11 protein-coding genes are annotated in these 12,605 nt (G+C 59.2%); 3 read left to right on the forward strand and 8 right to left on the reverse strand.

Annotated elements, in window-relative coordinates; genetic code table 11:
• Positions 1-102 precede the first annotated feature (102 nt).
• Genes ACUUL3_RS13100 through ACUUL3_RS13110 form a run of 3 tightly spaced genes read left to right on the forward strand, consistent with a single transcriptional unit; the run spans position 103 to position 1,600 of the window.
• Positions 103-297 carry a hypothetical protein gene (locus ACUUL3_RS13100; RefSeq protein ID WP_302413079.1) on the forward strand — a complete coding sequence of 65 codons (195 nt, stop codon included), beginning with the start codon at positions 103-105 and terminating at the stop codon, positions 295-297.
• Positions 298-330: 33 nt separating this feature from the next.
• Positions 331-705, forward strand: coding sequence for a hypothetical protein (locus ACUUL3_RS13105; protein ID WP_448552036.1), 375 nt, complete (start codon positions 331-333; stop codon positions 703-705).
• Complete coding sequence (locus tag ACUUL3_RS13110; RefSeq protein ID WP_448552037.1) at positions 686-1,600, forward strand: tyrosine-type recombinase/integrase; 915 nt, start codon at positions 686-688, stop codon at positions 1,598-1,600. The genes ACUUL3_RS13105 and ACUUL3_RS13110 overlap by 20 nt, the downstream gene beginning before the upstream one ends.
• Before the next feature lie 600 nt (positions 1,601-2,200).
• Here the strand turns inward: ACUUL3_RS13110 and ACUUL3_RS13115 are convergent.
• From ACUUL3_RS13115 to ACUUL3_RS13150, 8 genes are all read right to left on the reverse strand, one after another.
• Complete coding sequence (locus tag ACUUL3_RS13115; protein WP_015721258.1) at positions 2,201-2,701, reverse strand: hypothetical protein; 501 nt, start codon at positions 2,699-2,701, stop codon at positions 2,201-2,203.
• Positions 2,702-2,792: 91 nt separating this feature from the next.
• Positions 2,793-3,071 carry a hypothetical protein gene (locus ACUUL3_RS13120; protein ID WP_097010695.1) on the reverse strand — a complete coding sequence of 93 codons (279 nt, stop codon included), beginning with the start codon at positions 3,069-3,071 and terminating at the stop codon, positions 2,793-2,795.
• A gap of 3 nt (positions 3,072-3,074) precedes the next feature.
• On the reverse strand, positions 3,075-3,845 hold the full coding sequence (locus ACUUL3_RS13125; RefSeq protein WP_039644758.1) for a hypothetical protein: 771 nt from the start codon (positions 3,843-3,845) through the stop codon (positions 3,075-3,077).
• A gap of 454 nt (positions 3,846-4,299) precedes the next feature.
• The gene (locus ACUUL3_RS13130; RefSeq protein ID WP_082021130.1) at positions 4,300-5,811 is read right to left on the reverse strand and encodes an ATP-binding cassette domain-containing protein; all 1,512 of its coding nucleotides are present in this window, start codon (positions 5,809-5,811) and stop codon (positions 4,300-4,302) included.
• A gap of 343 nt (positions 5,812-6,154) precedes the next feature.
• A complete protein-coding gene (locus ACUUL3_RS13135; protein WP_039644760.1) occupies positions 6,155-9,466 on the reverse strand; it encodes a CHC2 zinc finger domain-containing protein in 3,312 nt (1,103 codons plus the stop codon).
• The gene (recD2, locus tag ACUUL3_RS13140; RefSeq protein WP_448552041.1) at positions 9,463-11,691 is read right to left on the reverse strand and encodes an SF1B family DNA helicase RecD2; all 2,229 of its coding nucleotides are present in this window, start codon (positions 11,689-11,691) and stop codon (positions 9,463-9,465) included. The genes ACUUL3_RS13135 and recD2 overlap by 4 nt, the downstream gene beginning before the upstream one ends.
• A complete protein-coding gene (locus ACUUL3_RS13145; protein WP_039644764.1) occupies positions 11,643-12,125 on the reverse strand; it encodes an ERCC4 domain-containing protein in 483 nt (160 codons plus the stop codon). Before ACUUL3_RS13145 ends, recD2 begins: the two co-directional genes overlap by 49 nt.
• Positions 12,125-12,598, reverse strand: coding sequence for a DUF669 domain-containing protein (locus ACUUL3_RS13150; RefSeq protein ID WP_011367844.1), 474 nt, complete (start codon positions 12,596-12,598; stop codon positions 12,125-12,127). The genes ACUUL3_RS13145 and ACUUL3_RS13150 overlap by 1 nt, the downstream gene beginning before the upstream one ends.
• Between the last annotated feature and the right edge of the window lie 7 nt (positions 12,599-12,605).

The following is a 12,605-nucleotide window of genomic DNA, read 5'->3' on the forward strand; positions in this document are numbered from 1 at the left end:
GAAAGATCTCTGCAAACACTTGATTTCCAACGAAATAGAAGCGTCATTGGATGTGACGCGGGATGGTCCCGCATCCACGAAAAACGGAACCGGAGACAGGCCATGACCTACGACAGAAACCGCCAGCAGGCACTCAAGGCGTACCGAGAAAAGCAGGAAAACATCGCCCGGCTGATCGAGGGCATTCGCGGCAAGCTCGAAACGGACGCGAAGCAGCCGGACATCACCTGGGCGAGCGTCGGCTCCCTCGGCCACGTCGAGGAACTGCTGCGGGAGCTGGACGAGTTCCTGTCCTGAACACACCGGGCCACCGACAAAGGAGACATCGACATGACCGAATGCACCGTGCATCAAGCCGCCGAGGCTTTCATCGGCCACCTGCGGGAATCCGGAAAGAAAGAGCGGACCCTCTACACCTACCGGAAGGATCTCGACGTGGTTGAGTCCTTCTTCGGCGCGGATCGCCAGCTCGCCGAGATCCGGCTCCCCCAGGTCGGCAAGTTCTACAAGTCCGACCTGCTGCTCAAACTCCCCGACGGCAAGGAGCGGGCTGAACGCACCGTCGCCAAGACCGTCCGGGTGTTCCGCATGATGATGGTATGGGCCAGGGAATCGGGGCGCATCGAGGAGCTGCCGCTGCCCAAGAGCACACCCATGGGCCACAGCCGGGTGAAGGAGTCCAGCAATGAGCAACCGAACGGCTGACCTCGAGCTGACGGCCGCGACTGAGGCGTTCTGTGCCCGCCTGTCGGCCGAAGGGCGCTCCCCCGCGACCATAGCCGCATACCGCCGGGACCTCGCCCTGGTGGCCCGCGTTGCCGATGAGCTGGCCCCGGGTATCGTCTGTCGGGCGGTCACGGCCGGTCTCCTCGACCAGGTGTTCTCCGCCGGGGCGGTGACCGAGAGTGAGCGCGGCCCACGCTCGGCGGCGTCGCTCCATCGAATGAAGGCGGCGGTGCGGGCCTTTTTCGCCTGGGCCGTCGAAGCGGGCGTGGTCGATGACAATCCGGCCCGGTACATCCGCATGCATCGGCTGCCGAGAAAGCTGCCGGTGTTCCTGACCGCCGCCGAAAAGAAACGACTGCTCAAGGAACTCAAGGGACGGACCGACTTCTCCGCGCTGCGCGACCGCGCCATGATCGAGGTGCTGCTGGGCACCGGGATCAGGCTTGGCGAGCTGGCCGCGCTCGACATGGATGACATCGACCTCGACGCCAAACATCTGCGGGTGCGGGCCAAGGGGAATGTACCGCAGGTCAAGTTCATCAAGACCGACCTCCGCACATTGCTGCGCCGTTACCTAGCCGAGCGCCGCCGACATGGCCGTCCGGAAATGGAAGCCCTGTTCCTGTCGAACCGGGACGGCAGACTCTGCCAGCGGCAGATTGCCAACCGGCTCGCCCACTGGCTGCGGAAGGCCGGGATCGAAAAGGAACTGACGCCGCACGGGCTGCGGCATACCTTCGCCACCCACCTCTACGGCGCGACCAACGACCTGCTCGTGGTGCAGCGGGCCTTGGGGCATCGGGACGTGTCCACCACCCAGATCTACACCCACCTCGTGGACGGCCAGCTCGAGGAAGCCCTCGAACGCCTCTGATCCTTTCGGACCCGACGATGGGAGCGGCCTCGGCTGCTCCTGTTTTCGTTGGGCGAGACAGTGTCGAAGACGGTGAATGACAGTGCCCGCAAAAGAACACATCCGCCGATGATGAATGATCATGACGATGGCCCGCTGCCTCCCGGGCGGAGCGGGAAATATCGATTGACCGGAATTTCTCCTTTTCTGTCTGTCGGCCGCACATCGCTATAACTGCTTGGCTTGTGCGCTCCGGGCGCGGTACACACATGGCAATATCTGCTTGGCTTGTGCGAGGGCCGCCGCCGAAGGAATGGCTGTGTGCGGGGCTTGGCCGGTTCTGCCTGGGGCTCGACATGCCAATATTTACTTGGGTTGTGTGAGAGAGCCCCGGCGTGAACATGCCTATATCTACTTGGCTTATGCGGCTCGGCTTATACGCACACATGCCAAACAGATATCGAGAGCTGCAGGAAGAAATCGAGGAGTGGAAATGATGATCGGCCGCCGGAAGATACCGATTCCGAAAGTGCAAGGAACACGTCTTATCCGCAATTCCTGGTGAAGCTGTCTGCCGCAAGTCGCCGTGTGCCGGGGTCATCGGAAAAGCCCTCCATGGTGTTATCCGCAATTCTTTCCGCGTTTCTTGCGGCCGGAGGGTTTCGCGCCCGGGGCGTTGGCGGCCTCGGCCACCTTCTCGAGCAGCGCCGCCGCCCATTCCGCCGGAGAGGTCTGCGGGCCTTTCGGCTCCTCACCCTCGCGAGCAATCTTGGTGGTCTTGAGATCCTTCATGTGGCAGCGGATCATCCGGTCGAGCTTTTCGGCTGCATCCGTGTTCCCCTCGATCTGGGCGCGGACCAGCTTCACCGAGTAGACGCCCACCAGCTCCACCTGCAGGAAGTCGCTGGACTTGTTGAACTCGAAATCCTGGTTGAGGCGGTCGATGATCGCATCGAACATGACCTTCTCTTCCGGCGTCAGGCAACGGTCGGCGAAGATGCCGTGACGCAGCCGGTTCTGGTTGCCCTCGGGCGCACCAGGCCCGCGCCGGGGCGGTTCGGTCTTGCCCTCGTTGCGGTGCCAGCGGTCCAGCGTCTCTTTGTCCGGTTTGTTCAGTGCCACGTGGAAATCCTGCCGAATATTGTTTTCCCAAGCCGGGATACGGGGCGGGAGGCCGATTTAGCCTCCAAACGCGCTCCCGCCGGTTCAGGGGTTACTTACCGGAAGCGGCGCTAAACTGTCGGTCCCGATCCTGTTTTCGTTCGGCGGCGATGATCTGGTTGACCCGGCGGGTGGTCACTCCGGCGAGGTTGGAGATCTCCTGGCTGCTGATCCCCTGCAGATGAAGGGCAAGCACCAGGTCGCGGCGCTCCTGATAGAAGCGGCTCGGTGCCGGGACCCAGAGAATTCCGGTGTAGTGCTTCTGGATCTGCTCGAAGAGTTCCTCGGGCAGAACATCCTTGGCGTTGGCGTAGCGTTTCTTTTTCTTCACGGCTCAATCCTCCACTTTCTTCATCCACGGCTGCGGCACGTCCGGGTTGTAGAACCGCAGCGTGCTGGGACGCCCGGACTTCGGCCCGTGGATAATTTCGATAGAACGCTCGGTGACCTCGCCAATCTCCTGATCGCCATCGACGAAGCAGACCAGGCCGTAGTCCTCGCCGCAGGGAAACCGGAAGCGGCCCTGGTTCTGATAGAGGCGTGCCTCGGACCAGCCCTTGGCCATGGCCTCCTCACGGATGGCGTCGACCTTGGCGACAGCCTGGGAAGTCACCGGCTGCTTACATTTCCAAGCTTGGTTGCCGGGATAAATCCAGTCCTTTGTGTCAACTTCGACAGGTTTCTCCTGGGCCTCGGGACGAAGCGCGGGTGGCCGATAGTTCTTCGGGGAAAAAGAGTGCAGGACCTCCTGCAGGAGTTCCTTGCCGAACTCCCGGATGGCCAGCGCCTGCAGGGCGTTGAATCGCTTCCGCAGCGTGTTCCAGGCATCCTCGGGGAGCTTTCCGGCCTTGTGCGCGGCTTGGGCCGTGAGCATGCGGGAACGTAGCCAGGCAAAGTATTCAGGCGACAGGCGGCGACACAGCGTGCCGTCGATCTCCCGGTCTTCAGGCCAGTCGCGGGCGTCCTCGACCTCGTGAACATCGAGCCCGGTGGAGACATAGATGGCGGGCTGCGGTTGTTGCGGTGGTAATGATGGGGGTTCACATCCGGCCGAGGCTTCCTGCCCTCCGGCGGTGTGCTTGATCATGGTTTTTAGAAGGCTCATGGTTTCAGGCTCCAGAAATACGGGTTAATCGCTTTTCCCGTTATTTACCGGAGCTGCCCTGAAACCGTCGGAGACCATCTGCTGCGGTGGATACGTGCGGTGGCTGCGGTGGTCGTGCGGTGGAAGGTTTTCTCGTCCCACCGCAGGGGGTGGTTCTTTGTTTGTTATTTGTTTTTAGATAGTTATGAAGAAAGAGAAGATAGAGTGCGGTGGTTGCGGTGGTATTTGGGGAATGTCTCTCGCGCTGGGCCGGAATTTGCCTGGCGTCGGATGTCGGGTTGGTGAGTCAAAAAAATATTTCAGCCCATAGGGGGGTGAGACCTCTGGATTTACCACCGCATCCACCGCAAAGGCCATGAACGCCTTGTCTGGCAAGGGTTTGGCGTGCGGTGGTCATCCACCGCAAGAGACAGCGGTGTTCACCGCACCACCGCAAAACCGGAGCTGCGAATACTCAATCCGTTGTCTTTCGATTATCTATAGAAATCATAACGTTCGTTTCATGTTGACCCAGGTGCCACCGTTTACTAGTGACCTGTTGGAGGAAATGCAAATCATGGCTGATCAGCAACAGGCCACAGGGGCAATCTCTCAGGGCATTCTCTAAGCACTCGATTGCTGGAAGATCGAGATGATTTGTCGGTTCATCCATAACAATTAAATGCGGCTGACGAATAATTCCAAGCGCCAATAGCACCTTGCGCAATTCACCTGGGCTGATATCAAGGTTATGTAACAGTCGTTCAGGGCGTGACCCAAGAGCACTCACCACTGTCATGATTTTACCAAGTTGTTCATGGGAAAGGTGATTTACATCTGCCATGATTTTTCGGGTTTTCATCATGTCAATCTCTTGCGGTAAATATACCAAATGCTCATTAGGAATATCTATGTGGTTAAGAATATGTCGAATAAAAGTTGTCTTTCCCATTCCATTTGCTCCAGTAATAGCAATACGATCGTCACGTAGCATTGAAATCTCTGGTATATGCAATTTTCTTGATTCATCGAGAGCGATTATGTCAGCAGGAATAGTAAAGAGGATTCGACGTGGAGAGACGGAACCATCGATCCAGAAATGAGTTGCATAGCGTTTCTTGATTTTTATCTCAGAAATTTGTTCCTGCCCATGCTTTATACGACCTTTTAATTGCTTAGCAAGACGCCCGGCATGACCATCCTGTCCTGAAACACGAGCCAGGTCGATTTTGGCACGCCCATCGCTGTCACCACGTGCCAAATGACGTTTCGATTTCTTTTTGTTGGCGCGTGAGGCTTTAGCGCAGCGACGTTTCGACTCGTCCTTTAATCGTTCCAGGTTTTGTTGCAAACTATGACGTCTATCCTGCAAACTTGATTCTTCCCGTTTAACATCTGCGGCAGCTTTCGTATAATTGCCAGGTTGTATTATGGCTTGAGGGGGGTCGAGAAAAATACATTGCTGGCAAAGAAGGTCAAGCAAATCTCGGTCATGGCTAACCAGCAGACCAATACCACGAAATGATGTAAGCGCTTCTATAAGCAGCTCACGGGCCGTAATATCAATATGATTGGTCGGTTCATCAAGAAGAAGGACATCCGGTTGTTGCCAGAGAGCGACAGCAATTTGAGCACGCTTACGCTCGCCATGACTTAGTGTCTGCCAGCGACTTACCCAATCATCGCCAATCCTTAGCTTTCCACGCAGTACGCATGCCTCTGCTTCAACCGTAGAAATCAAAAGTGATAGCTGTGCCGGAACATCGTCAGTGCGCTGCGGGCAGAAAACTATATGTCCGGACCGTTTGATAGTCCCTTGCTGTACCTGTAGATGTCCTGCCGCAAGTTGCAGAAAAGTCGTTTTCCCTGCACCGTTTGGCCCTACGATTCCTGTCCATCCTTCCGCAAGATGAACTGTGATATCCTCAAGCAATGAGGATATTGCACTATCATAAGAAAAGGTAACGTTTTGAAAAGATATTGACATTGTTGACCTCCAAGCATGCTGTAACAAAACATACTGGACGTCCCATTCCCATGGAATCAGCTAAAATAAAAAATGCCACGTCTTAAACGTGGCATTCAAATCATAAACGCTGAAGCCACCCAAGATCTACGGAAACAGAACGCCATTTTTTGGATAATTTAACGATCCAAAATGGGAACACGAAAATTTCGTGAAGGCTCGTTTCCGTTAGATTCTCAAGGGTATACCTCCATATAAATTTACTTCTAACTTAGCATCACAGGATGATGGCGTCAAGTTTTGCCTTTGATTTTGATAAAGTTCAGTGTCGTCATATCATCCAGTTTGGGCAAAAAAATTCCATTTACCTGCTCTTGTGGCAGATCCGGTACTCGAAGTTCTTGGTGTGGGCGTTGCGCTGCCGGTCGATGTCGAACCCGGCGTCCCGGATGACGTCCAGGTCGTTGCTGATGCGCCGACCGAGCTGAGCGGGCTTCTTGTATTCGAACTCGAGGTTGAATTCCCGGCCGACCCTGCGCAGCGCAGCGAGCAGTCTTCCCGCCGACACCGGTTCCATGGTGTTCTCGTTCTCGAACCTCACCTGGTAGCGTTCGATGAACCCCACCACATGGTTTGCCCGGTCGTCCTCGCCGTAGCGGGCCTTCTCATCCAGCTCCACCGCGTTCTGATAAGCGTGGAAGAGCGACGCCAGCGCCGTTGCGATGGGGTTCGACTCCCGCGCCATCTCCTGGCTGGTGTCGTTGATGGAATGGATCTGCTCGATGAACAGCGGGCTCAGATCCTCGAGTCCGGTGGTCACCTCGTGTTCCTCGGACCCGGCCAGCATCATCAGGTACATCAGGCTCAGATAATCGTTGCACCGGCGTTTGCCATGGGTCGGCATGGTTCGGTGCAGCAGGCGCATGACCTGTTTCTGGGCTCCGTCCCGGATCATTGCCAGCACATGGCTGGTTCGCTTCATGATGGCCGAAATGATCAGATCCCGGTTCTGCTGGATGGCGGAGATGACCTCCGACTCCAGAAAGCAGTCGCTGGCCTGGTTGGCGAGGTCGAAGTTGATGACGAAGGACCTTGACAGTATCTCCGAAAGCTCCCCGCACAGCGGCTCGATGCCGGTGGTGTTCAGCAGGCATTTGGTCCGCTCGGTGATGGTCTCGCTGTCGGTGCCGCTCTTGCGCTTCTCCTTGGCGATGCCGGTGATGCTGGTCAGCATGAAGGTGGTCAGATCCTCGGTCATCTGCTTGACCTCGATGTTGTCGAGGACGATGAGCGGGTTCTGCGAGCCATCGGTGTAGTTCGCCGCGTCGGTGGCCTTCTTGTGCTGGGGCTCGCCGTAAAGCAGCGTCGACGTGATCTTGCTGGCAGTGGTCTTGCCCGATCCGGCCGAGCCCTCGAAGCGGGTCATGGGCCGCGTCCCGGCAAAATCGATCAGCAAGAAACAGGAGAGCCAGGAAAGGATGAGAAAGCGATCTCCTTGTGGACAGGTCATGTTGCCCACCAGCAGATCGACCAGGAGCCGGTCCGCCTCTTCGAGGTCGGCGTCGGGCAGGAATTTCAGCGGCTTCATCTTGCGCGAGCCGTCCAGGATGATGCCGTCCTCGTTGCCGCCATTCTTCATGATCTGAATTTCGTCCGGGGTGATCTTGGCGATCTCGTGCTCCGGATTGTTCAGGTTGAAATAGACGGTGTAGGAAGCCACATCGGTATGCAGCCAGGAGAAATGGTCGCGCACCTGGCCACGGATCATGGCCAGGCTGGGTAACACCTCGAAAAATGTTCGTCCGCCGTTGGATGTCGGCACCATGCCCGTGTGCTTGTAGAGCATGGCCGCGTAGTGGCGCTTTCGGCCCCGGTCTGGCGAATCCATCCAGTAGATGGCGTTGTCGAAATACATGAACGGCTCACCCTGCAGGGTATGAAAGAACTGGGCACCGTTGGCGGTAAACCAGTCGTAGGCCGCCTCGGCTGCCAGTGTGTAGTCGGGAGCGCCGTTCTCCAGCTCCGTGTCGATCAGCACCTCGTCGACCCGGGCGCGGCATGATCCGGGCATTGCGCCGGACATCCGCTTGGCCTTTTTCTTTTCGTTGCGGAACTCGACCTTGCGGTCCTTCTGGATGGCGCGGATCTGTTCCTTCAGGGTGGCCATGGAAACACCACCGCCGATGCGCTCCTGCACCAGCTTCAGCAGGCGTGCCTGTTCCAGCGGCGACTGTTCGGAAATCTCCCCCAGAATCGGTTCGAGCAGGCGGTTGCGTTCTTCCTCTTCAGCGCCCTCGGGCAGCGAGCGCACGCCGAACTCGATGGGCGTGCTGGCCTCGGCGAGCAGGCGTTCGAAATCCTCCAGGGTATGCCCGGCGGCAATGTAATCGTTGACGTCGATCTTGGCGATGGCGAGAAGCGCCTCGGCCGCCTTGATTTCCTCGGCGGGCCGTCCCGCCAGTAGCTTGGCCAGCTCCTTCGGCCCCACGCTCGCCGTCAGGCCGAAGCGTTCGGTCAGCTCCTGCCGGGCCGAGAGCTGTGTCTCCGACAAGGGCAGCGTCACCAGGCGGGTGTCGATCTTGTGTTCGGCCAGGGTGCGAGCGGTTTGCAGCGCCCCTTTGAGACCGGCCTGGGAGAGTTCGTTGTCCTGGCAGATGTAGACAGTTTCGACGCCGCGCAGCTTGGGGATCAGGCGCTCCCAATCGGCGGCCCGGATGCGGACGGTGACCGGAGATACGGTGGGCAGGCCCAGTTGCATCAGCGCCAAGCAATCGGTCACCCCCTCGGTGATGATCACCTTGCCGGGCCTCGCCAGCAGGCAGTCCTCGTTGAACAGCAGCGCGTTGTTGATGAAGTCGGCGACGTAAGGCCGTTGGTGTTCGTCGTGAACCGGCAGTTTCTTGTATTTCCCTTGCTCCCAGCCAACGTCCGGGGTCCACGGCGTCTTGCGGCCGATCATGAACACCACCCGGCCACGGCTCCAGTAGGGAAAGACGATGCGGCGCTCGAGAAATGGCGTCAGGCCGTCCTGGCTGGTGGGACGGAAAGCGCCGGTGGCGGCGAGCTCCCGCTTGGAGAAGCCGTCTTCACCCCCGGTCAGTTGGGCGACCGCGCCGGACGCGTTGTCCGCGTAGCCGATCAGGAGATCGTCGATGGTTTCATCGCTCAGGGCGTATTTGGATTTCAGCCAGTCGAGGACCTCCGGCGACTCCTTGAGCTTGGCGTGGTAAAGCTTGGCCAGCGCCGTCAGCGTGTCCTTGACCCGCAGCTCAAAGGCGCGGTCCGCCTCCGTCTGGGCCAGACGCTCTTGGCTCAGGCCATAGCGCGACAGCGGCGGCAAGCCCGCCTTCTTGGCGAGATAGTCCCGGGCCTGACGATGGCTGTCCGGCATCGGACCGGATTGCCCGGCGGTGACCGAGCCCGTCTGGATGAACTCCACGAACTGCAGCACATCGCCGCCGACCCCGCAGCCGAAGCAGTACCAGCCCTGTTTGTCGAGCATCACATGCAGCGACAGACGCGACTGGCTCTGATGGTTGGGGCAGTCGCACATCAAGCGCTGACCGGTCTCCTGGGTGATCCGTCCAGGCAGGAGTTCCCGGGCCACCTCACCGATGTCCATCTCGGTGACGAGCCGGTAATACTCCCTGACGTTATCCGTTCCGCCCATGCTCATTCGGCCTCCGCGACACGGGCGAAATCGGCATCCGCGTGCTGGGCGGCGTCCAGAAACAGGGGCAGAAAGGTCCGGCGGTCATCCACCTGGCACCGCTTGGCGCAGTTCTGGATGCCCCAGTGATCACCCAGGACAATGGCGGTGCGCCGGGCGCGGGTCACCCCGGTGTAGAGCAGATTGCGGTGGTGCATGAAGGAATGCGCCTTGTGGACCACCACCACGGCGCAGGGGAACTCGGAACCCTGGGTTTTGTGAATGGTGAGCGCATAGGCGAGCTGCAGGTCTTGAAGGTCGGGCGACCCTTTCTCCAGCTCCACCGGCATGCCGTCGAAATCGATGACCAGAGTGCCGTTCGCGAGGACATCGACCACATAGCCGATGGCACCGTTCATCACGTTCAGGTCGTAGTTGTTCCGGGTCTGGATGACCTTGTCGTGCTTGAGAAACGGAGCGCGACGGCCCATGGCGACCGGCGGCACCTCGGTGTTCCAGAGCTTGCGCTGGATGAGCCGCTGCAGTTCCTCGTTCAATTCCTTGGTGCCGAGCGGCCCCTTGTGGGTCGGCGTCAGCACCTGCACGTCCTTGATGATGTCGAAACCCAGGGCATCGAGCCGCTCCTGAAACAACTCCAGTAGGAACGAGCGTGCCGCCATCGGGTCGGTGAACTGATCCACCAGATACCAATCCCGGCATCCGCCCACCGACGCCTCGCTGGTCTTGCGCACCTCGCCCTTGAGAACGGCGGTGCAGTTCTCCTTGAGGACGCCAGCCTGGCGCACGACCTTGTCGAGGATGACCGTGGGGATGGCGCGTGTCTGGATCAGATCGCGCAGGATGTTCCCTGGTCCCACCGGCGGAAGCTGGTTGTGGTCCCCGACCAGCAGCACTGTGGTCCGCGACAGATCGACCGCCTCGAACAGGTGCCAAGCCAACGGCACATCGACCATCGAAAACTCGTCGACCACCAGGACATCGGCATCGATGGGATTCTCCTTGCTGCGCGAGAAACCCTTGCCGTCATAGCCGAGCAGGCGGTGGATGGTGGTGCCGCTACGGCCGCTGACTTCCTCAAGGCGTTTGGCGGCCTTGCCGGTCGGTGCGGCGAGCACAACCTCCAGATCGCTCTCCTCGCAGATGGTGTTGATGACCGAAATGGTGTAGCTCTTGCCTGAACCGGCTCCACCCGAAATCAGGCTGATGCTGTGCTGGAGGGCCGAGCGCACCGCTTCGAGCTGCTTATCGTTCAGCGTTGATGCGCAGCGCCGAATCAGGGCATCGAGTTTCTTGACGGACTGGAAATGCAGGTTGGGTGTTTCGGCCTGGCCGAACAACGAGGCCAGCTCCCGCTCCATGCGGACGATCTCCGGCAGAGCGACCACGAAACGTCCGCCGTGGGAATCGCAGGAAAGCGCCTGTTCTTCGATGAGCGCGTCGAGGGCGCTCTCGATACGGACCCGGCTGTCCAGGGCATCCATGACCAGCAGCAGATTGGCCTGGTCGACCAGATCCTCGTATTCGATCCAGCAGTGACCATTGTCCAGGGCTTCACGGACGCAGAAATTCAACCCAGCGCGGATACGAGGGGTGTGGTCCTTGGGGGTGCCAAGCTTGCGGGCGATCTTGTCGACCTTCTTGAAGCCGAATCCCCGGATCTCCCGAATGAGGATGTACGGGTCTTCCTTCAGAATATCGAGGCAGTTGCCGCCGAGTCTTTCGACCAGAGTGGTGACCTGATGATGGGTCAGGCCGAATGCCGACAACCATGCCATGACGGCGTTGACGCTGCGGTTCTTCAACCATTCGTCACGCAGCCGCCGGGCAGCATCCAAGGGCAGCCGGGCTTTGAGCGCGATGCGCTCGGGGTCATTCAGAAGGGTTTCTTCAAAGGCGTCGCCGAAACTCTCGACGATCAATCTGGCCTTGGCCGGACCAATGCCCTTGATCTCCGGATGGTTGGCCAGATAGTGGATCAGCCCCTCCGGATCGAGTTCGAGGTCGTGCTCCATCCCGTCGACCTTGAACTGACGGCCGTATTTGGGATGGGTGGCCCACGACCCGAGCAGGACCACAGGCTGATTTTCCCGGGCGAACAAATTGCCCGCGAACTGGACTTCCTCACCGGTCGGGGTGAGCAGTCGGCCTGCGGAGAACTTGGGTCCGGCATAGTAAACGCGCTCTATTCTTCCCCGGAGTCGCGCCGGGTTACTCTCATTTCTTTTTGGCATCTCGCGATCCTCCGGTGAAAACGTGTCAGGTACTCCTCGACAAAACGGCAGGCGGCCTGCCGTTCCGAGCAGAAGTAGACGGGGACACCGAAGTCGACGACGATGGAGGCGACCGTTCCGATCAGCGCATGCGGGTGGGCATCGCTGCGGTAGCGGCCATCGACCAGATCGCGAAAGTTGCATTCGACAACCACGCAGGCGGACTCGTAGGCGGAGAGCTTTTCCAACTCGCGGTGAAACCGCTTTCTCCCCCGGATGACGGTGGAGACGAAATCCGTCAGGGATTTGCGCTCCACCGCCACCCGTTCCTCGAGGCCGACCAGCGAGTAATCACCGGCGGGCAACGCCTTGCGAACCGCCGAAACCTTGTCGCTATCGAAGCTGTAGGGCTCCTGTTCGCGGGTGTCGACGACAACGGTGATCCGGTCCATCATCAGAACGGGATCATGTCGTCCATCGCCGCGCCGGGAGCCCCGGCATCGTCGGCCATGACAATGCGACGGTTGAAGTAGATGTTCTCGTTTTCACCGCGAGTGCGCTTGGTCACCTCAAGCTTAATGTTGAGAAGCTGCTCGAGATGGCCCGGCAGATCGGAGAGCTTCTGAAGCTGCAGCCCGCAGGTGTAGAGGTCCTGCTTGAGCCACTTGATGTTCTCGTTGCTGGCCATGACGTTGTTGCGCCAGAGCAGACGGCCCTTGTGGGTCGGCGCGAGAATGCGCAGGGTCCACTTGAGCATGGGGTTTCCCGAGGTCTGGGCGCGGGTCAGTTCGACCCGGTCGACGTTGACCTGGTACTTGCCGTCGGGAACGGCCTCGAACTCACGTTCCTCGACTTCGGCGGTTTCGAAGGCGTCGTCGAACTGCGCCAGGTCGAGGTTGCTGTTGGATTGGTTTTCGTAGTGTTCCATGGTCGGA

This window comes from Thiovibrio sp. JS02, assembly GCF_053485635.1.